17 protein-coding genes and 1 riboswitch are annotated in these 19,213 nt (G+C 71.6%); of the genes, 5 read left to right on the top strand and 12 right to left on the bottom strand.

The window, feature by feature from the left end:
- Positions 1-161 precede the first annotated feature (161 nt).
- Positions 162-833 carry a uridine kinase gene (locus tag ACFYRY_RS36010; protein WP_389155626.1) on the top strand — a complete coding sequence of 224 codons (672 nt, stop codon included), beginning with the start codon at positions 162-164 and terminating at the stop codon, positions 831-833.
- A gap of 449 nt (positions 834-1,282) precedes the next feature.
- The gene (locus ACFYRY_RS36005) at positions 1,283-3,145 is read left to right on the top strand and encodes an AAA family ATPase (protein WP_389155623.1); all 1,863 of its coding nucleotides are present in this window, start codon (positions 1,283-1,285) and stop codon (positions 3,143-3,145) included.
- Positions 3,146-3,171: 26 nt separating this feature from the next.
- Here ACFYRY_RS36005 and ACFYRY_RS36000 read toward each other — a convergent pair whose 3' ends face one another.
- From ACFYRY_RS36000 to ACFYRY_RS35955, 10 genes are all read right to left on the bottom strand, one after another.
- The gene (locus tag ACFYRY_RS36000) at positions 3,172-4,257 is read right to left on the bottom strand and encodes a hemolysin family protein (RefSeq protein ID WP_389155487.1); all 1,086 of its coding nucleotides are present in this window, start codon (positions 4,255-4,257) and stop codon (positions 3,172-3,174) included.
- Positions 4,254-5,582 (bottom strand): hemolysin family protein, encoded by a 1,329-nt coding sequence (locus ACFYRY_RS35995; RefSeq protein WP_389155485.1) that lies wholly within the window; start codon positions 5,580-5,582, stop codon positions 4,254-4,256. The genes ACFYRY_RS36000 and ACFYRY_RS35995 overlap by 4 nt, the downstream gene beginning before the upstream one ends.
- Before the next feature lie 225 nt (positions 5,583-5,807).
- Positions 5,808-6,263, bottom strand: a complete 456-nt coding sequence (locus ACFYRY_RS35990; RefSeq protein ID WP_389155482.1) for a PH domain-containing protein — start codon at positions 6,261-6,263, stop codon at positions 5,808-5,810.
- A gap of 23 nt (positions 6,264-6,286) precedes the next feature.
- Positions 6,287-7,135, bottom strand: a complete 849-nt coding sequence (gene hisG, locus ACFYRY_RS35985; RefSeq protein WP_389155479.1) for an ATP phosphoribosyltransferase — start codon at positions 7,133-7,135, stop codon at positions 6,287-6,289.
- An 82-nt stretch (positions 7,136-7,217) separates the two neighbouring features.
- On the bottom strand, positions 7,218-7,490 hold the full coding sequence (locus ACFYRY_RS35980; protein WP_143635302.1) for a phosphoribosyl-ATP diphosphatase: 273 nt from the start codon (positions 7,488-7,490) through the stop codon (positions 7,218-7,220).
- A gap of 33 nt (positions 7,491-7,523) precedes the next feature.
- Positions 7,524-8,009: a 6,7-dimethyl-8-ribityllumazine synthase gene (gene ribH, locus ACFYRY_RS35975; RefSeq protein ID WP_329444289.1), complete on the bottom strand. Its 486-nt coding sequence runs from the start codon at positions 8,007-8,009 to the stop codon at positions 7,524-7,526.
- A 26-nt stretch (positions 8,010-8,035) separates the two neighbouring features.
- Positions 8,036-9,325, bottom strand: a complete 1,290-nt coding sequence (locus ACFYRY_RS35970; protein ID WP_389155475.1) for a bifunctional 3,4-dihydroxy-2-butanone-4-phosphate synthase/GTP cyclohydrolase II — start codon at positions 9,323-9,325, stop codon at positions 8,036-8,038.
- A complete protein-coding gene (locus ACFYRY_RS35965; RefSeq protein ID WP_389155472.1) occupies positions 9,322-9,963 on the bottom strand; it encodes a nicotinamide riboside transporter PnuC in 642 nt (213 codons plus the stop codon). Before ACFYRY_RS35965 ends, ACFYRY_RS35970 begins: the two co-directional genes overlap by 4 nt.
- Entirely contained in the window at positions 9,960-10,562 is a 603-nt protein-coding gene (locus tag ACFYRY_RS35960; protein ID WP_356774822.1) for a riboflavin synthase, read from the bottom strand. Before ACFYRY_RS35960 ends, ACFYRY_RS35965 begins: the two co-directional genes overlap by 4 nt.
- A gap of 145 nt (positions 10,563-10,707) precedes the next feature.
- Positions 10,708-10,838, bottom strand: a riboswitch (FMN riboswitch).
- Positions 10,839-11,201: 363 nt separating this feature from the next.
- Positions 11,202-12,500 (bottom strand): ROK family transcriptional regulator, encoded by a 1,299-nt coding sequence (locus tag ACFYRY_RS35955; protein WP_389155470.1) that lies wholly within the window; start codon positions 12,498-12,500, stop codon positions 11,202-11,204.
- Between the two features lie 126 nt (positions 12,501-12,626).
- On the opposite strand from ACFYRY_RS35955, the gene ACFYRY_RS35950 reads away from it, so the two are divergent.
- Both ACFYRY_RS35950 and ACFYRY_RS35945 read left to right on the top strand, forming a co-directional pair.
- Positions 12,627-13,838 (top strand): MFS transporter, encoded by a 1,212-nt coding sequence (locus ACFYRY_RS35950; protein WP_389155467.1) that lies wholly within the window; start codon positions 12,627-12,629, stop codon positions 13,836-13,838.
- Positions 13,839-14,017: 179 nt separating this feature from the next.
- Positions 14,018-15,409, top strand: a complete 1,392-nt coding sequence (locus ACFYRY_RS35945; protein WP_389155464.1) for a uracil-xanthine permease family protein — start codon at positions 14,018-14,020, stop codon at positions 15,407-15,409.
- Here ACFYRY_RS35945 and ACFYRY_RS35940 read toward each other — a convergent pair.
- Positions 15,391-16,536: a glycoside hydrolase family 6 protein gene (locus ACFYRY_RS35940; protein WP_389155620.1), complete on the bottom strand. Its 1,146-nt coding sequence runs from the start codon at positions 16,534-16,536 to the stop codon at positions 15,391-15,393. The genes ACFYRY_RS35945 and ACFYRY_RS35940 overlap by 19 nt on opposite strands.
- Positions 16,537-16,711: 175 nt before the next feature.
- Between ACFYRY_RS35940 and ACFYRY_RS35935 the strand changes: the two genes are divergently transcribed.
- Positions 16,712-17,401, top strand: a complete 690-nt coding sequence (locus ACFYRY_RS35935) for a DUF5995 family protein (RefSeq protein WP_389155460.1) — start codon at positions 16,712-16,714, stop codon at positions 17,399-17,401.
- Between the two features lie 52 nt (positions 17,402-17,453).
- Here the strand turns inward: ACFYRY_RS35935 and ACFYRY_RS35930 are convergent, their stop codons facing one another.
- Complete coding sequence (locus ACFYRY_RS35930; protein ID WP_389155457.1) at positions 17,454-19,166, bottom strand: flavin monoamine oxidase family protein; 1,713 nt, start codon at positions 19,164-19,166, stop codon at positions 17,454-17,456.
- Between the last annotated feature and the right edge of the window lie 47 nt (positions 19,167-19,213).

Raw genomic sequence — 19,213 nt, 5'->3', positions numbered from 1 at the left:
GAGGTGGTCCAGTGCACGGCTGTGCGCCCACTATGGAGCAGCCCACCTGCTCCCGCCAGCACCCCCGCCCGTGCCGCGCTCACCGATCTCGTTTTCGCCCGTAGGCGCCGCGGTCGACCCCGAGAGTCCGGCGGACGGGCGGCGTAGCCTGGGGTTCCCGCATCCGAGTCCGCTTCCGAGTCCGCCTCCCGAGTCCCCTCCCGATCGCCCCAGGAACCGTCATCCACGAGCTCGCCGCCCTGCTGCGCCGTCTGCCCCCGTCCTGCGGCCCGGTCCGCCTGATCGGGATCGACGGCCACGCCGGCTCAGGGAAGTCGACGTTCGCCGGACGGTTGTCCCGCGCGCTGGACGACGCTCCGGTGCTGCGCCTCGACGACATCTCCGGCCACGACGAGCTGTTCGACTGGACCGGGCGCCTGCTGACCCAGGTGATCGAGCCGCTGAGCCGGGGCAATACCGCGCACTACGCCCTCTACGACTGGCACGCCCGCCGCTTCGGGCCGCCCCGCCCGCTGGCCCCCGCCCCGGTGATCCTCGTGGAGGGGGTCGGCGCGGGCCGACGCGCACTGCGCCCCCGGCTGGCCCACCTGCTGTGGATGGAGCTGGCCCGGGACGAGGCGTGGGCGCGCGGAAGGGCGCGGGACGGGGAGGAACAGCGGGAGTTCTGGGACGGGTGGGTCCGGGCGGAACGAGAGCACTTCGCCGAGGACCCCTCCCGGCCCTTCGCCGACCTCCTGGTACGGCAGGGCGCCGAGGGATATGAGGCAGTTCCAGGCCCTGCCGGGGCCCGACGGGCCGGCGGGCCCCACCAGATCGTCACGCACGGTGATTGATCATCCGCGGTGTGCTGAACCCGTGAAGGTCACGCCGGACAACTTGCGGCGGTGCCCCAACTCGGCTTGACCGAGGGGCCGTACAGGACTTACGTTCTGAATGCGCGGTCGTTCCAAGGCCGCCCGACGACGCGAAGCCCCCGATTGTTCCCCCGTGATCGGGGGCTTCGTTCTGCCCTGAAGCCACTTTTCGGGCGCCACGTGACACGATTCGCTCACCCTCGGTCACCATGCGGATTCCGCGCATCTGCTCCCACCTCGTGAAACGGCCCGTGCGGCACCCTTCGGTGGGCGACGCCCCCGCAGGTACGATGCCCTCGGTGCGACCTGCGGACGGCTGCTCCGCGCACCGTCGCAACTCCGGTCCGCGGCACAGAGGTTGGACCAAGGACGCCGACGGGCACCGGCCCGTCGACGAACCACCGGGGGCATGGTTTGTGGGGGACGTGATGGACTTCGGCACGCAGGGCCCCGAGGCCCCGGCCGACCTCGCCTGGCTGCGAGGCGTCGACGCCTACACGATGGGCGCCTATCCGCAGGCGGAGGAGGAGTTCCGTACCGCGGTGCGGATCGATCCCGGGATGGCCGACGGCTGGCTCGGACTGCACGCGCTGCGCCTGGACACGACGACCGCGCTGCTGCGCATGTTCCGGCACCGGGACCGCTTCGGCGAACAGCGCGCCCGGCACCGCCGCACCCTCAACTCCTGGTACTGGCTGGGCTGGTGGGTGCAACCGGTGCTGGAGAGCCCGCGTGACCTGCTCCTCGCGCACGCCTCGCACTGGCTGGACGGACGGCACGTCCCGGAACTCGACCGGGCCCTCGCGGGCCTGCCGCCCGTGGACGCCGACCCCCAGGTCCGCTTCCTGCACGCCTGCCGCGCCTACCTGGTCAAGGACTGGGAACAGCTCATCCGCAACACCGACCCGTTGATCAACGACCCCCTGCTGGGCATCGAGGCCGGTCTGTTCGGCGGGATGGCCCGGGTCCGGCTCGAGATGTACGGGCAGGCCGAGCCACTGCTGTCGTCGGCCCTGATGAGGTGCCGCAGCGAGCAGCCTCAGCGCAAGGAGCTGCGCTACTGGCTGGCCCGGTCCCACGAGGGCACCGGCCGCAGCGCCGCGGCGCTGCCCCTGTACCGGGCCGTGCACCGCGTCGATCCCGCGTTCATGGACACCTCGGCCCGGCTCGCCGCGATCGCCGAGGGCGACGGGTACGACGAGTCGACCGACCTGGCGGCGCTCACCCTCACCGGGGCCGGTCAGGACACCGTGGACGGACCCGACGGCTTCGACCCGCTGTTCGGCGTCGAGGGACGCGAGCTGAGACTCCCGGAGCCGGATCCGCCGGCCGCCGGCCCGCTGCCGCCGCTGACCGGCCCGGCGGTGCGCGAGAGGCTCGTGCCCTCCCCGTCGCTGCCCGCCGGGCCCACCGATCCGGGGCTGCTCGACGAGGCGCTGTCCGAGCTGGAGCGCATGGTGGGGCTGGAGCCGGTGAAGCGCCAGGTGAAGGCGCTGTCCGCGCAGTTGAACATGGCCCGGTTGCGCGCCGGGCAGGGTCTGCCGGTCCAGCCGCCCAAGCGGCACTTCGTCTTCTCCGGCCCCTCCGGCACCGGCAAGACCACGGTGGCCCGCATCCTCGGCCGGGTCTTCTACGCTCTCGGGCTGCTCGGCGGCGACCATCTGGTGGAGGCGCAGCGGGCGGACCTCGTCGGCGAGTATCTCGGCCAGACCGCGGTCAAGGCCAACGAGCTGATCGACTCCGCCCTCGGCGGTGTCCTCTTCGTCGACGAGGCCTACTCGTTGTCGAACTCCGGCTACGGCAAGGGCGACGCGTACGGCGACGAGGCCTTGCAGGTGCTGCTGAAGCGCGCGGAGGACAACCGGGACCACCTCGTGGTGATACTGGCCGGGTACCCGGAGGGCATGGACCGCCTGCTCGCCGCGAACCCCGGGCTGTCCTCCCGCTTCACCACCCGCGTCGACTTCCCCTCCTACCGTCCCCTCGAACTCACCTCCATCGGCGAGGTGCTCGCCGCGGAGAACGGTGACGTCTGGGACGAGGAGGCACTGGACGAGGTGCGCTCGATCGCCGGACACGTGGTCGACCAGGGGTGGATCGACGAACTGGGCAACGGACGGTTCCTGCGGACCCTGTACGAGAAGAGCTGCGCGTACCGGGATCTCCGGTTGTCGACGTACCCGGGGACGCTGACGCGGGACGATTTGTCGACGCTGCGCCTGCCGGATCTGATGCAGGCGTACGGAGAGGTGCTGTCGGGGCGGGGGCCGCAGGATCCGTCGGCGATCTGACGGGTCCCGCGGCCGCGCGCTCCGCGTCAGCTCGCCAACGCCTCCTCCGGCGCCCCGCTCGTCCTCGGCTCCGTGACCCTCACCTCCGGCACCTCCCGGTGCGCGGGGTCGCGTACCTCACCGACCAGCAGCTCCAGTACGTCCTCCAGCGCCACCAGCCCCAGCACCTTGCCGGACGCGTCGGCGACCTGGGCGAGGTGGGTGGCGGCCCGCCGCATCACGGTGAGCGCGTCGTCGAGCGGCAGCTCGGGCCTGAGGGTCGTCATCGGCCGCCACACCTGCTGCGGCACCGCCCGCTCGGAGTCCTCCACGTCGAGTACGTCCTTCACGTGCAGGTAGCCCATGAAGGCCCCGTTCTCCGCCGCCACCGGGAAGCGGGAGTAGCCGGTGCGGGCGGTGAGCTCGACGATCTGGCCCGGGGTGACCGAGGGACTGACCGTCACCAGTGACTCGCGGCTCAGCAGGACGTCCGTGACCGGACGGGAGCCCAGCTCCAGGGCGTCCTCCAGGCGTTCCTGCTCCTCGGGGTCGAGCAGACCGGCCTGGCCGGAGTCCTCCACCAGCCGGTTGAGCTGTTCGCTGGTGAAGACCGCCTCGACCTCGTCCTTGGGTTCGACGTGGAAGAGCCGCAGGATGCCCCGGGCGCAGGCGCCGAGGGCCACGGTGATCGGCTTGCACAGGCGGGCGAAGGTGACCAGGCCCGGGCTGAGCCACAGCGCGGCCTTCTCCGGTGCCGCCATCGCGAGGTTCTTGGGCACCATCTCGCCGATGACGAGGTGGAAGAAGACGACCACGGCGAGCGCGATCACATAGCCGAGCGGGTGGATCATGCCGTGCGGCAGGTGGACCCATTCGAAGACCGGCTCCAGCAGCCGCGCCACGGTCGGCTCGGCGACCGCGCCCAGGGTCAGCGAGCAGACCGTGATGCCGAACTGCGCGGCCGCCATCATCTGCGGCAGCCGCTCCAGGCCGTACAGGACCTGGCGGGCCCGGGCGGTGCCGAGCGGTTCGATCTGGCTGCGGCGCACGGAGACGAGCGCGAACTCGGCGCCGACGAAGAACCCGTTGGCGAGGACGAGCAGCGCGGCGAAGAGGAGTTGCAGGACGCTCATCGGGCGGCCTCCACCACGACGGGGGCGATGCGCACGAGTCGTACCCGCTCCGCGCGGTAGTGCCCGACCTGGCGCACGGTGAGCCGCCAGCCGGGCAGTTCGGCCCGGTCCCCGACGGCGGGGATACGGCCGAGCAGATCGGCGACCAGGCCGGCGACGGTCTCGTAGGGGCCCTCGGGCACGTTCAGGCCGATGCGCCGGAGGATGTCGACGCGGCAGCTGCCGTCGGCCTCCCAGGCGGGCCGGCCGTCCTCCGGCAGGGCGGCGGCGAGTTCCGGCAGGTCGTGACCGTCGTGCTCGTCACGGACCTCGCCGACGATCTCCTCGACGATGTCCTCCAGCGTGACGACGCCGGCCGTGCCGCCGTACTCGTCGACGACCACGGCGATGGGCTGCTCACTGCGCAGCTGCGCGAGCAGGGGCTGCACCGGCAGGGTCTCGGGCACCAGCAGCGCCGGGCGGGCGATGCGCACCACGGGGGTGCGCAGCCGGTCGTGCACGGGGACGGCCAGCGCGTCCTTGAGGTGCGCCATGCCGACGACCTCGTCGATCCGCTCGCGGTAGACGGGGAAGCGGGACAGGCCGGTGGCGCGGGTCAGGTTCACCACGTCCTCGGCGGTCGCCGAGGACTGCAGGGCGCTGACCCGCACCCGGGGGGTCATGACGTGCTGTGCGGTCAGCTCGGCGAGCGACAGCGTGCGTACGAAGAGGTCGGCGGTGTCCTGTTCCAGGGCGCCGGCCCGCGCGGAGTGCCGGGCCAGGGAGACGAGTTCGCCGGGGGTGCGGGCGGAGGCCAGCTCCTCGGCGGGCTCGATGCCCAGGGCTCGCACGAGCCGGTTGGCGACCGCGTTCAGGGCCGCGATCACCGGGTGGAAGAGGCGGGCGAAGGCGTGCTGCGGGCCCGCGACGAAGCGCACGACCTGCAGGGGCTTGGACACGGCCCAGTTCTTGGGCACCAGCTCGCCGATCACCATCTGCACGGCGGAGGCCAGCAGCATGCCGACGATCACGGCGACACCGGAGACGGCGCCCTCGGGGATGCCGGTCGCGGTGATGGGGCCGTTCAGCAGCTCGGCGAGCGCCGGTTCGGCGAGCATGCCGACGACGAGTGAGGTGATGGTGATGCCGAGCTGGGTGCCGGAGAGCTGGAAGGACAGCTCCTTGAGGGACTCGACGACCGTGCGGGCCCGTCGGTCCCCCTCGGCGGCGGCCTTCTCGGCGTCGGTCGCCTCGACCGTCACCAGGCCGAACTCGGCCGCCACGAAGAATCCGTTGGCGAGAATCAGCAGGAACGCCGCTCCGAGGAGCAGCAGGGGGGTGGTCATGATGCCGCCGCCTGAGCGCACACGCGGAGCGGGTCCGCGGTATGTCGGCAGGGGGCGGCGCAGGTACTACAGGACGATCCGTCCATCGCCGGAGAGGTTCACTCCTCGCGTAGCTGGAACCCCTGCCTCGCCGGTCGGCGCGCAGGGGCGGAGGCGCAGCGAATACGCCTCCGCCACCAGATTAATCAAGACTGCCGCTTGTGCGGCAGGGTGGACAGCCCCGAGTCAGTTCTGATCTTCGTCGGAGCGGGCTGTGGAGCGCGCTTCGGCGAGCGCTCGCAGGGCTCGGGCGTCCGCGATGGCGCGCTGTTTGGCGATGCCCGGCTGGATGCCGAGGGCCGGCAGGCTGGTGCCGTCGCTGAGGTTGAGGAACACCCAGGGATCACCGGGACGGAGGTTCACCTGGATGATCTCGGCCCAGTCCAGACGGCGCCGGCCGGCGATGTTGACGACTGTGACACCGGTCTCGTCGGCGACGACTTTCGGCCGGGACAGCAGGAACAGCACGCCGGCCAGGAGGGCCGCGGTGAAGACGAAGCTGAGGCGCTCGCCGGGGCTGAGCTGTTCCAGCAGCATCGCGACCGTCGTGATGACCACGAAGATCGCGACACCGGCGGTCAGCAGAACGGCACGGGTCCGGCTCGGCCGGAACGTGACGGGGAGCGGGGGCAGGTCCGACATGGTCTTCGGCTCTCGTACGGCTGTCAGAGACGGCAGGCGTGGATGGCCGTGGTCAGGATGGCCCGGGCGCCGATCTCGTACAGGTCGTCCATGATCCGCTGGGCCTCCTTGGACGGCACCATCGCGCGGACGGCGACCCAGCCCTCGTTGTGCAGCGGGGAGACGGTCGGGGACTCCAGGCCGGGGGTGAGGGCGACGGCCTTCTCGAGCTGCTCGACGCGGCAGTCGTAGTCCATCATCACGTAGGTCCGGGCCACCAGGACGCCCTGGAGGCGGCGCAGGAACTGCTGGACCTTGGTCTCCTCGGCCTCGGCGCCGACCCGGCGGATGACCACGGCCTCGGACTTCATGATCGGGTCGCCGAACACTTCGAGGCCCGCGTTGCGCAACGAGGTGCCGGTCTCGACGACGTCCGCGATGACCTCGGCGACGCCCAGTTCGATCGCGGTCTCCACGGCCCCGTCGAGGTGGACGACGGAGGCGTCGATGCCGTTGTCGGCGAGGTGCTTGGCGACGATCCCCTCGTACGAGGTGGCCACCGTCATGCCGGCCAGGTCCGCGATGCCGCTCGCGGTGCCGGGCTTGGCGGCGAAGCGGAAGGTGGAGCGGGCGAAGCCGAGCGGGAGGATGACCTCCGCGTTGGCGCCCGAGTCGATCAGCAGGTCGCGGCCGGTGATGCCGATGTCGAGCTTGCCGGAGGAGACGTAGATCGCGATGTCACGGGGGCGGAGGTAGAAGAACTCGACCTCGTTGGTCGGGTCGACGATCCGCAGTTCCTTGGACTCGCGGCGCTGCTGGTAGCCGGCCTCATGCAGCATCTCCGCCGCAGGTCCTGACAGGGAACCCTTGTTGGGGACGGCGATGCGCAGCATGAGGTCGGCTTCCTTCGTTCGTGCGTACTGTGGTTCGTACGTACGGCGGTTCGTGCGTACGTGGTGGGGTTCGGGTTACGGCTCAGAGGTGGGCGTAGACGTCGTCCAGCGAGATCCCGCGGGCGACCATCATCACCTGGACGTGGTAGAGCAGCTGCGAGATCTCCTCGGCGGCGGCTTCCTTGCCCTCGTACTCGGCGGCCATCCATACCTCGGCGGCCTCTTCGACGACCTTCTTGCCGATGGCATGGACGCCCTTGCCGACCAGCTCTGCGGTGCGGGAGGTGGCGGGATCGCCGTTGGCGGCCTTGTGCTGGAGCTCGTCGAAGAGCTCCTCGAACGTCTTATTGGACATGGTGGCGCCCACTTTACGCGTGTGCCGGGCGGCTCATCGCCACGGTTCGGATACTGAGCGGAGGGTGGCCGCCGTAGCCACCGCCGCCGTCACCGCCTCGTGGCCCTTGTCCTCGTTGGAGCCCTCGATGCCGGCCCGGTCCAGGGCCTGTTCCTCGGTGTCGCAGGTGAGCACGCCCATGCCGACGGGCACGCCGGTGTCGACGGAGACCTGGGTGAGGCCCTGGGTGACGCCCTGGCACACGTACTCGAAGTGGGGGGTGCCGCCGCGGATGACGACGCCGAGGGCGACGATCGCGTCGTAGCCGCGGCCCGCGAGGACCTTGGCGACGACCGGGAGCTCCCAGCTGCCGGGGACCCGCAGCAGGGTCGGCTCGTCGATGCCCAGGTCGCGCAGGGCGCGCAGGGCGCCGTCCACCAGACCGTCCATCACCTTCTCGTGCCACTGCGCCGCGATGACGGCGACCCTGAGGTCCCCGACGTTTCGCACGGACAGTTCCGGTGCACCCTTGCCGCTCACGTCTCGTATCTCCTCGATGGTCTTTCTTACTGGTTGCCGCAGGTGGAGACGGGGGTGGTCTCCAGCCAGGGCAGGTCGTGCCCCATCCGGTCCCGCTTGGTGCGCAGGTAGCGGAGGTTGTGCTCGCCCGCGTGGACCGGCATCGGCTCCCGGCCGGTGACCCTGAGGCCGTGCCGGACGAGCGCGTCGGTCTTGTCCGGGTTGTTGGTCATCAGGCGCAGGCTGCGGACGCCGAGGTCCTGGAGGATCTGCGCGCCGGCGCCGTAGTCCCGGGCGTCGGCGGGCAGGCCGAGCTCCAGGTTGGCGTCGAGGGTGTCGTGGCCCTGCTCCTGGAGCTCGTACGCGCGCAGCTTGGACAGCAGGCCGATGCCGCGCCCCTCGTGGCCGCGCAGATAGACCACCACTCCCCTGCCCTCGGCCTGGACGCGGTCCAGGGAGGCGTCCAGTTGGGGGCCGCAGTCGCAGCGCGCGGAGCCGAAGATGTCGCCGGTGAGGCATTCGGAGTGGACACGGACGACGATGTCCTCGCCGTCGCCGATCTCGCCGTGCACCAGGGCGACGTGTTCCACGCCGTCGACGGTGGAGCGGTAGCCGTACGCGGTGAACTCGCCGTGGGAGGTGGGCAGCCGGGTCTGGGCCTCGCGGCGGACGGTGGGCTCGGACGAGCGCCGGTAGGCGATCAGGTCCTCGATGGAGATGATCGTCAGGTTGTGCTTGCGGGCGAAGGGGATCAGTTCGGGCAGCCGCAGCATGCTGCCGTCCTCGCCGGCGATCTCGACGATGGCGCCGGCCGGGCGCAGGCCTGCGAGACGGGCGAGGTCGACGGCGGCCTCGGTGTGGCCGTCGCGGACGAGCACACCGCCGGGCCTGGCGCGCAGCGGGAAGATGTGGCCGGGACGGACCAGGTCCGACGGCTGCGCCGTACCGCCGGCGAGGAGCCGCAGGGTGGCCGCGCGGTCGGAGGCCGAGATCCCGGTGGTCACGCCGTGCGCGGCGGAGGCGTCCACGGAGACGGTGAACGCGGTCTTCATCTGCTCGGTGTTGGCGTCGACCATCTGCGGGAGCTGGAGCCGGTCCAGTTCGTCGCCCTCCATGGGGGCGCAGATCAGGCCGCGGCACTCGCTCATCATGAAGGCGACGATCTCGGGGGTCACCTTCTCCGCGGCGACCACGAGGTCGCCCTCGTTCTCCCGGTCCTCGTCGTCGACGACCACGATCGGCCGGCCGGCCGCGATGTCCGCGATGGCCTGCTCGATCGGGTCGAGCGTGAACTCCTCGGGTCCTTCGGTGCTGTACAGGATCGGTGCCGCCGTCATGCCGGCGCTCCTTCCAGGAAGGGCTGCGAGGCCTTGCGGGAGCGCAGCCACCAGTCGCGCATGCCCCACAGGACGAGCGCGCCGTAGATGACGTAGACGAAGCCGGAGAAGGCGTAGCCGTTGGCGAAGTTCAGGGGGACGCCGACGAGGTCGACGAGGAGCCAGGCGAACCAGAACTCGACCATGCCGCGGGCCTGCGCGTACATGGCGACGACGGTGCCGACGAAGATGTAGGCGTCGGGCCAGGGGTCCCAGGACAGGGTCGGGTACGCCTTGAAGAGCAGGGCCACCGCGACCGTGCCGACGGCGGCGGCGGCGACCATCGCCGCGCGCTCGGGCCAGGTGGCGAAGCGCGGGGTGATGTGGCCGTCGCCGGCCCCGTCCTTGCCGCGGTTCCACTGCCACCAGCCGTACAGGGCGACGACCATCACGACGGCCTGCTTGCCGGCGCTGCCGGTCAGGTGGCCGAAGAAGGCACCGAAGAGGATCAGGCCGGAGACGAACTGGACCGGCCAGCTCCAGATGGAGCGGCGCCAGCCGAGCGCGAGGCCGATCAGTCCGAAGATGTTGCCGACCATGTCGGACCAGAGGATGTGCTGGTCGAGGAGGACGAACGCCTCGGAGTTCAGCCAGTTCACCGGGTCGCCCCCTGACTGGTCAGCAGCCGCTCGACGTACTTGGCGATGATGTCGACTTCGAGGTTGACCGGGTCGCCGGGCTGCTTGCGGCCGAGCGTGGTCAGGTCGAGGGTGGTGGGGATGAGGCTCACGGTGAAGTGGTCGGGGCCGGCGTCGACGACGGTGAGGCTGATGCCGTCGACGGTGATGGAGCCCTTCTCCACGACGTAGCGCGTGAGGTCCGCGGGGAGCTCGATCTTGACGATCTCCCAGTTCTCGGACGGCTTGCGCTCCAGTACCCGGCCGGTGCCGTCGACGTGCCCCTGCACGATGTGGCCGCCGAGGCGGGCGCCCACGGCGGTGGGGCGCTCCAGGTTGACGCGGGAGCCCACGGCGAGGACGCCCAGGCTGGAACGGTTCAGGGTCTCGGCCATCACATCGGCGGTGAACTCGTCGCCCTCGTGGTCGACGACGGTCAGACAGACACCGTTGACGGCGATGGAGTCGCCGTGCTTCGCGCCTTCCGTGACGACGGGGCCGCGCAGCCGGAAGCGGGAGGCGTCGCCGAGGTTCTCGACGGCGGTGACCTCACCCAGCTCTTCGACGATTCCGGTGAACACTTCCCGGGTCCTCCTGCCTCTTCGGGCACGGACTCCGGGGCTGTCGATGACGACAGAACGTACGAGCGAGAACACCGGGGGCGACGCCGAACAGGGTTCGCCCCATGGACGAACCGATACGGCGGCGCGCACGAATGCCCGCCCGCCGCGCACTGCCTCCCATCCGGACTTTAACCGTCGGTCCAGGAATTTCACCTGGTCAACCGGCCACTGGAAGTGACCGGGTCGCGGACTGTAACCGCCGGTTCGGACTTTCACCGACCCCGGAGTGCGCTGCTTCTGGTACATGGTCAGTGTGCCACGCCCGATCGGCGACCATACGGGTGAACGGTGTGGGGTGGCTCACAGGGAGTGCCGATGGACTTCTCGTGTGGGCCGCGACAGCCCCAACCCGCGCCGCTGGGCGCGTTGTTGCACCGGTCCGCACCCTTGACGTATTGGTCTAGGCCTTTTTAGGGTCGGCCTGCGTGGTCACCCGTAGGGACGGACCCGGTGGCGGTGACGACGGCCCTTGCCCGCCGCCGGGTCTCCGCTCCGGCGTCCGCACGCAAGTGGCCGAACGGTCAGCCGAGTTGGCGGCGGGGCACGCGCGGACACACAACCCGTTTCCCCCGTGACCGGCCACGCTTCGGTACCGGGCTAGCTCGTCCTCCGGGGCGCGAACAGGTCGTCCTGCGCCCGGTCTCGGGCCGTGAGCAGCGCCCCGCGCAGCACCGCTCCCCCGCCGAGCGCGCTGGGCCGCACCTCCGTGGGCAGGGGGGACAGCCGGGCCAGGCGGTCCTGGACGCGCCGGGCCAGGGTGTCGCCGCCCGCACGGCCGATCTCGCCGGCCAGCACCACACAGCCCGGGTCCAGGACGGAGACGACGGCGGCGGCACCGAGGGCGACCCGGTCGGCGAGGACGTCGAGGAAACGGTCGGCGGCGGGGTCCGGGTCGGTGTGCGGGGTGGCGGGATCCGGGTGGGTGCGCGGGGCGGCGGGACCGCCCTCGGCGGGGGCCTCCCGACGCACGCCGCCCGAAGTCTCCGGCACCACCGCCGTCCGCGTCACCGCCGCCCGAACCAGCGCCGCCGCGTGCGGCTCGTGCGCCGCCGCCGTGGCCGTCACACCGTGCTCCGCCGCCAGGGCGGCGATCGCCCCGGCCGCGGCGAGGGAGTGGAAGCCTCCGTCGCAGCCGGTCGCCGACGGGAGCCCGGCGGTCCCCGGCACCGGCAGGAAGCCGATCTCGCCCGCGCCGCCGGAAGCCCCCCGGCGCAGCGTCCCGTCGAGGACCAACGCGGCGCCGATGCCCATGCCGAGCCACAGCAGTACGAAGGTGTCCCGGTCTCGGGCGGCACCGTCGCGCTGTTCGGCGAGGGCGGCGAGGTTGGTCTCGTTCTCCACGCTGAACCGGGCCTCGGGGAGCCGCTCCTGCAGGGCCGCCACCAGGCGCCGATGCCAGGCGGGCAGCCCGGAGGAGTCGCGCAGTTCGCCGCCGGCGGGGTCGATGAGCCCGGGCGCGCCGATGCCGACGGTGTGCAGCCGGTCCGCCCCCGCCTCCTTCGCCACCCGCTCGACCAGAGTGACCGCCTGCTCGACCGCGGGCCCGGTCCCGGCGTCGTCGTCGATCGGCACGGACGCCTCGGCGAGCACCCGCCCGAGCAGGTCGGACACGACCACGGCGACGCCCTCGGTGCGGACGTCGAGGGCGGCCAGATGGGCGCGCTCGGCGACGATCCCGTACAGCTTGGCGTTGGGCCCGCGTCGCTGCTCGCCCGACTCCCCGACCACCTCGATCAGACCGGAGGCGGTGAGGCGCTCGACGAGGTCGGCGACGGTCGGCCGGGACAGGCCGGTGAGCTGCTTCAACCGCCCTGCCGTCAGCGGCCCTTCCTCCTGGAGCAGGCGCAGGGCGAGCCGGTCGTTGATGGCCCGGGCGGTGCTCGGGGATGCGGGCATGCCGGGATCCTTCCAGATCGGCGGGGCCGCACGGCGGGCGGCCGGTAAAGCGCTTTCTATCAGGCAGGGTTCCTGATAGTTTACGCCGTCGCGGGCGGGGACCCGGAGACCTGGAGGGGCCGGAGAATGAGCGATGTGGTCTATGACCGACGCGAGGTGCGACGGGCCCGGTACGCCGTGGCCGCCGTGTTCGCCGTGCACGGTGCCGTCACCGGCTCGTTCGCGACCCGCGTGCCGTGGATCCAGGAGCACGCCTCGGTCGGTGCGGGTCAACTGGGGCTCGCGCTGGCCTTCCCCGCGCTCGGCGCCTCCGTGGCGATGCCGCTGGCGGGCCGCGTCAGTCACCGCTTCGGCGCGCGCAACGCCCTGCGCGGCCTGATCGCCCTGTGGACGCTGTCGCTGATCCTGCCCTCCCTCGCCCCGAACCTGTGGGCCCTGTGCGGGGCGCTGTTCGTCTACGGCGCCTCGGCGGGCATGGCAGACGTGGCGATGAACGCGCTGGGCGTCGAGATCGAGAACCGGCTGGGACGGTCGATCATGTCCGGCCTGCACGGTCTGTGGAGCGCGGGCGCCCTGGTCGGCTCGGCGGCGGGCACACTCGCCGCGCACCTCGGATCGGACGCCCGGCTGCACCACGCGCTGGCCGCCGCCGTCCTGACCGTGCTGGGCCTTGCCGCGTGCACCTGGGTTCTCGACATCCAGCCGGCCGACGACGAGGAGCCGCCGCCACGGTTCGCGCTGCCCCCGAAGTCGGCGCTGCTGATCGGTGCGGTCGGGTTCTGCGCGGTGTTCGCCGAGGGCGCGAGCCTGGACTGGTCGGCGGTCTATCTGCGCGACCGGCTGGACAGTTCGGCGGGGCTGGCGGCCGCCTGCACCACGGGCTTCACGCTCACCATGGCGATCGCGAGGCTGGTCGGCGACAAGGTGGTGGACCGGTTCGGCTCGGTGTACACGGTCCGGGTGGGCGGGGTGCTGGCCGCCCTGGGCGGGCTGCTGGTCGTGGTGGCGGGCCATCCGGCGGTGGCCATGGCGGGGTTCGCGCTGATGGGGTTGGGCATCGCCGTCGTCGTACCGCTGTGCTTCGCCGCGGCGGGTCGCAGCGGCCCGAACCCCAGCCTGGCCATCGCGGGCGTCGCGACCATCACGTACACCTCGGGTCTGGTCGCGCCGAGCGCCATCGGCGGCCTCGCCCAGGCCACCAGCCTGACGGCGTCCTTCGGTCTGGTGACGGTACTGGCCTGTGGGCTGGTGGCCTTCGCGGGCGTGCTGCGGGCGGGCGACCGGGACCGTCCGAAGCTGAGTGCCGAGACCGCTGCGGCGACGAGCCCGCGGGCCTGAACGGGTCGCTCAGGGTGGGACGGTCACCTCCCCGCCCTGAACGGAGTGCCTGGGTGGGACCACCCTCCCCACCCTGAGCGGAGGCTCAGCGTCCGTTCCCTGGACAATGAGCGGGGCACCCGCCCCCGAACCCCGGGCACCTCGAACAACCGCAGGCACGACGAAAGCGAAACCGCACCATGGATCTTGGCGTCGGCTGGAAGCTGCACGGCGACGGACGGACTCCGGAACCGGGAGCGGTGGTCCGCCCCGACGAACGGCTCTCCTGGCCCCGCACGGTCGGTCTCGGCGCTCAGCACGTGGTGGCCATGTTCGGTGCGTCGTTCGTCGCGCCCGTCCTCATGGGTCTTGATCCCAACCTCGCGATCATGATGTCGGGCGTGGCAACCGTGATCTTCCTGCTCGCCACCCGCGGCCGGGTGCCCAGCTACCTGGGCTGCTCGCTGTCCTTCGTGGGTGTCGCCGCGGTCATCCGGGCGCAGGGCGGGACGAGTGCCACGGTGACCGGCGCGGTCCTGGTCGTCGGTGTCGCGCTGTTCCTGGTCGGTGTCGCCGTGCAGCGGTTCGGTGCGCGGATCATCCACGCGGCGATGCCGCCGGTCGTCACCGGCGCGGTGGTGATGCTGATCGGCTTCAATCTGGCCCCGGTCACCGCCACCACGTACTGGCCGCAGGACCAGTGGACGGCCCTGCTGGTCATGCTGGTCACCGGGCTGGCCGTGGTCTGCCTGCGTGGGTTCTGGTCCCGGATCGCGATCTTCCTGGGCCTGGTCTTCGGCTACGGCGTCTCCTGGGCGTTCGACCGGATCTTCGGGCGGATCCACTCGGTGGACGCGAGCGGCAAGCTCACCGACCACTGGCGGCTCGACCTGTCCGGCGTCGGCCGGGCCGACTGGGTCGGGCTGCCGTCCTTCCACGGGCCGTCCTTCCAGTGGTCGGCGATCCTGGTCGCGCTGCCCGTGGTGATCGCCCTGGTCGCCGAGAACGCCGGGCACGTCAAGGCGGTCGGCGAGATGACCGGCGACTCGCTGGACGACAGGCTCGGTACGGCGATCTCCGCCGACGGCATCGGCTCCGTGCTCTCCACCGCGGTCGGCGGCCCGCCCAACACCACCTACTCCGAGAACATCGGCGTGATGGCCGCGACCCGGGTCTACTCGACGGCCGCGTACTGGGCCGCCGCCGGTTTCGCCCTCCTGTTCGGCGTGTGCCCGAAGTTCGGGGCGGTGGTGGCCGCGATCCCGGGCGGAGTCCTCGGCGGCATCACCGTCATCCTGTACGGCATGATCGGCCTGCTCGGCGCCCAGATCTGGCTCAACGCCGGGGTGGACCTGCGCAACCCGCTCAACCTGGTACCGGCCGCGGCGGGCATCATCATCGGCATCGGCGACGTGACGATGAAGTTCACCGACACCTTCTCGCTGAGCGGCATCGCGCTGGGCACCGTCGTCGTGATCACCGGCTACCACGCGCTGCGGGTGTTCGCGCCGGCCCATCTCAAGGCGGGGCGGCCCCTGCTCGACGAGGGCACCAGTACCTACGACGAGAACGGTCAGCGCGCCAACTCGTAGGCGTAGGACGGCGAGAACGTCCCGGGCGAGCCCTTGCAGCCGTCCGACTCCCCCGGCAGCTTCACCCACAGGAAGGCGTCGATCCGGTCCTGCCCGGTGCTGAGCGTGGGCGCCCGGCCGATCCCGCGGCCGGGCGGGTCGCACCACTCGCCGTCCGCCGGGGCACCGTTGCCGTTGCGGCTGGTGTCGATGACGGCGCCCAGGCCGGGCGGGCCGCCCAGCGCGTCGAGGACTCGTCGGTCGTAGGCGATCTCGTCGGACGTGCGGTGGAAGTTGGAGACGTTGCTGAAGACACCGTCGGAGGACGCGGCCGAGGCGGCACCGGCCTGCCTGAGCCAACTCGCCTGTTTCGCGGCCGGGTTCCAGCCGGAGTGGCCTGCGTCGTAGTAGACGCGCGCCCTGGGGTCGGCGGCCTTGAGGACCCGGCCCGCGCGGGCCAACGAGGCGAAGCGGCGGGACCGTTCGCCCGCGGACAGGCAGTCGGCCTGCGCGACCGAGTCCGGCTCCAGGATCACCACGACCTCGCCGGAGCCCAGCCCGGCGGCGAAGGCGTCGATCCAGGCGTCGTAGGCGTCGAGGTCGGGCGCCCCGCCCTCGGAGGCGCCGCCGCAGTCGCGGCCCGGGATCGTGTACGCCACGAGTACCGGGACCCGGCCCTGGGCGGCGCCGCCCGACGTGACCGCGCGGACCCGGGAGGTGATGGTCGACGGCGTGAAGTCCGCGAACCAGAGGGCCGCGGGCCGGTCGGCGATCCGGGACTCGATGACCGCCCGCCGCGGGTCCGCGCCGTTGGCGCGCACCCAGTCGAGCACCTGGGACTCGGGGTGACGGTAGATCCGGGTGGACTCGAAGGCGCTCAGGTCCGGCTCCTTCTGCTCCGTCGCTGTGGACGTCGGCGTGGGCGTGGCCCTCGGTGTCTCCCTCGGGGACGGCGAGGCGGAGAGGCTCGGGGAGGCGGAGACGCTCGGGCTCGCTGAGGCGGACGGCGTCGGTACGGCGGGCGACGCCAGGTAGGCAGTGGCGGTCGCCTCGGGCCTGGCCTCGCCGTGGACGCGCCGGTCGTCGAGGGCGGTCAGCATCCCGGCCGCCGTGCCGATCGCGACGACGAGGGATGCCGCGGCGACCATCACACCGCGCCGCGCGGTCCGCCCGCGCACGGCCCGGTGCGCCGCCTGCCGCCTGGCCCGTAAGCCTGACACGGTCGTGCTCCCCCTCCCCCACGGCGGGCGCGCGTTCCCCCGTTCTGGGGAAGCGCCGGGCCCACCGGTACCCGGGTCAGACTAAAGCTGCGACCCTGCCCCCATGGTGCAATGCGAACAATTCACCACCCCTGTGGACGCGGTCATCTCCCGTATGCGCGCGCTCGACGCGACGCTCCCGGCAGCCGACGGGGTCGCCGTCTTCAACCGTGTCTACCTCGCCGTCACGGAGGCGGTCGACCGGCGTATCGACAGCGGCCACTTCGAGGACGCGCGGGCCGCGATCACGCTGGACGTGCGGTTCGCGGAGCGCTATCTGGCCGCCGTGGAGACGGTGCGGGACGAGCGGCGGCCGCCCGCCTGCTGGCGGCCCCTGTTCCAGATGCGCCGGCATCCCGGCGTACGACCGCTGCAGTTCGCGCTCGCGGGCATCAACGCGCACATCGGGCACGATCTGGCGCTCGCCGTCGTGGACACCTGTCGTACGCTCGGCTGCGAACCCGCCGAGGTGGAGGACGAGTTCGACCGGGTGGGCGATCTCCTCGTCTCGCTGGAGGAGAGCATCCGCGAAGAGCTGATGCCGGGCCCCGACCTCCTCCAGATCGCCGACCCGCTCACCCATCTGCTCGGCTCGTGGAGCCTGGAGCGGGCCCGGGACGCCACCTGGACCGCGGCCCGGGCCCTGTGGGCGCTGCGCGGACTCCCCGATGTCGCGGGCGAGTTCACCGAACGGCTGGACGCGGCGGTCGGCCTCGCGGGGCGGATGCTGCTCACCCCGCTGCCCGACCGGTGACAGGTCCTGGACCTACCGGACCTACTGAACCTCCCGGGTCCACCGAATCCTGCTAGTCCTCGGGCAGTTCGACCGGCGCGATCTCGTCGTACACGTCTCCCGGACCCGGGTTGGTCGCGTCGGTCGTCCCTCCGAAGTGGTGCATGACGCCCCAGACCGCGTTGAGCGCGGTCTGCACCGCCCCCTCGGCCCAGCCGGCCGTCCAGGAGATGTCGTCGCCGGCGAGGAAGATCCCCCGCTTGTCCTCGGGCAGCCGGTCCTGCATGAAGTGGGTGAACAGGCGCCGCTGGTAACGGTAGTGACCCGGCAGGTTGGCCTTGAAGGCGCCCATGAAGTAGGGCTCGTTCTCCCAGGACACCGTCACCGGGCTCCCGATGACGTGCTTGCGGATGTCCACCTTCGGATAGATCTCGCCGAGCGACTTCAGCATGACCTCCATCCGCTCGTTCGCGGAGAGCGGCAGCCACTTCAGGCTGTCGTCGCACCAGGTGTACGAGAGGCAGATGACGGCCGGTTTGTCGGGGCCGTCGTCGAGGAGGTAGGTCCCGCGGGTCATCCGGTCGGTGAGGGTCATCGACATGACGTCCCGGCCGGTCGGGTTTCCCCGGTCGTCGACGGCCTCGTCCAGCCAGAACGGCCGGTCGACCGGGACGAACAGCTTCGAGCTCTCCATGTAGTGCGTCCGCTCGATCGCCGTCCAGTGGTCGATCGGGAAGAGCGAGTCGTCGCAGTCGATCTTCGACAGCAGCATCCAGGACTGGGCGGTGAAGATCGCCGTCCGGTAGGTGCGGATGTCGCCGTCCGCGTCGGTGACGGTGATCCGGTCGCCCGCGGTGCGGTGCAGCCGGGTCACGGCCGGGCGGGGCTCGCCGTTCACGTGCAGGGCGGCGAGCGAGGTCCCGTACGGCCAGTGGACGATCTTCTCCGGCTCGCGCTCCCACAGCCGCAGCGGCAGCTGCTGGGAGCCGCCGACGATGCCGCGGTGGTGGTCGTCGGCCTCGGTGTAGACGACGCGCAGGATCTCCAGAATGGAGTTGGGGAAGTCGGTGTCCCAGCCGCCGGTGCCGAAGCCGACCTGGCCGAAGATCTCACGGTGCCGGAAGGACCTGAACGCCTCGGAGTCGCAGAGGAAGCCGTAGAAGGTCTGGTTGTCGAGCTTCTCGACGAGCTTCGCCCAGACCTCCCGGATGCGCGGCACGTCCCGCTCCCGGATGGCGCGGTTCATGTCGGAGAAGTCGGCCCCCTCTTCGAGGCACGTGTTCCAGGCCGCGGCGACGTCCCGGTAGACCTGGGGCAGGTCGTCGATCGTCTCGGCGTAGTGGGACTCGCCCTTGAGGTCGACGACGGTCGAAGGGGTCACCTCCGCCAGGGGGTTGGGGAAGGGCCGGGTCGTCAGGCCCACGAGGTCGATGTAGTGCTGGAGGGCCGTGGAGGACGGCGGGAAGCGCATCGCGCCCATCTCCGCGGTGAGGGACGGGTCGCACCCGTCGAAACCGACGGTCCGCAGCCGCCCGCCGATCCGGTCGGCCTCGTAGACGACGGGCTTGAGGCCCATCTTCATCAGTTCGTACGCGGCCACGATGCCGGACAGCCCGCCCCCGATGACCGCGACCTCGGTGCCGTGCTCGGTCGCCGGTATCTGACCGAGGCCCGCCGGGTGGGCGAGGAAGTCGTCGTACGCGTACGGGAAGTCCGGGCCGAACATGGTGATCGGCGGCTGCTGCTCGTCTACGTGCTCGACGGCGTTGGGCACGGTGGACGTCATGGGGTACGGACTCCTTGCGCGTAAGAACTCGGGGGAGGTGAGAGAAG

Source organism: Streptomyces sp. NPDC005263 (genome assembly GCF_042872365.1).
Classification (GTDB): Bacteria; Actinomycetota; Actinomycetes; order Streptomycetales; family Streptomycetaceae; genus Streptomyces.
The sequence above is the reverse complement of the archived record's forward strand: the minus strand, read 5'-3'. Positions and strand labels throughout refer to the sequence as shown.

What these genes read in the sequence shown, in the direction of transcription:
- ACFYRY_RS35970 (WP_389155475.1), bottom strand. Translation starts at nt 9,325, where the DNA reads ATGACGGCGGCACCGATCCTGTACAGCACCGAAGGACCCGAGGAGTTC.
- ACFYRY_RS35950 (WP_389155467.1), top strand. Translation starts at nt 12,627, where the DNA reads ATGAGCGATGTGGTCTATGACCGACGCGAGGTGCGACGGGCCCGGTAC.
- ACFYRY_RS36005 (WP_389155623.1), top strand. Translation starts at nt 1,283, where the DNA reads ATGGACTTCGGCACGCAGGGCCCCGAGGCCCCGGCCGACCTCGCCTGG.
- ACFYRY_RS35935 (WP_389155460.1), top strand. Translation starts at nt 16,712, where the DNA reads ATGGTGCAATGCGAACAATTCACCACCCCTGTGGACGCGGTCATCTCC.
- ACFYRY_RS36000 (WP_389155487.1), bottom strand. Translation starts at nt 4,257, where the DNA reads ATGAGCGTCCTGCAACTCCTCTTCGCCGCGCTGCTCGTCCTCGCCAAC.
- ACFYRY_RS35930 (WP_389155457.1), bottom strand. Translation starts at nt 19,166, where the DNA reads ATGACGTCCACCGTGCCCAACGCCGTCGAGCACGTAGACGAGCAGCAG.
- ACFYRY_RS35990 (WP_389155482.1), bottom strand. Translation starts at nt 6,263, where the DNA reads ATGTCGGACCTGCCCCCGCTCCCCGTCACGTTCCGGCCGAGCCGGACC.
- ACFYRY_RS35980 (WP_143635302.1), bottom strand. Translation starts at nt 7,490, where the DNA reads ATGTCCAATAAGACGTTCGAGGAGCTCTTCGACGAGCTCCAGCACAAG.
- ACFYRY_RS35995 (WP_389155485.1), bottom strand. Translation starts at nt 5,582, where the DNA reads ATGACCACCCCCCTGCTGCTCCTCGGAGCGGCGTTCCTGCTGATTCTC.
- ACFYRY_RS35945 (WP_389155464.1), top strand. Translation starts at nt 14,018, where the DNA reads ATGGATCTTGGCGTCGGCTGGAAGCTGCACGGCGACGGACGGACTCCG.
- hisG (WP_389155479.1), bottom strand. Translation starts at nt 7,135, where the DNA reads ATGCTGCGCATCGCCGTCCCCAACAAGGGTTCCCTGTCAGGACCTGCG.
- ACFYRY_RS35955 (WP_389155470.1), bottom strand. Translation starts at nt 12,500, where the DNA reads ATGCCCGCATCCCCGAGCACCGCCCGGGCCATCAACGACCGGCTCGCC.
- ACFYRY_RS35940 (WP_389155620.1), bottom strand. Translation starts at nt 16,536, where the DNA reads ATGGTCGCCGCGGCATCCCTCGTCGTCGCGATCGGCACGGCGGCCGGG.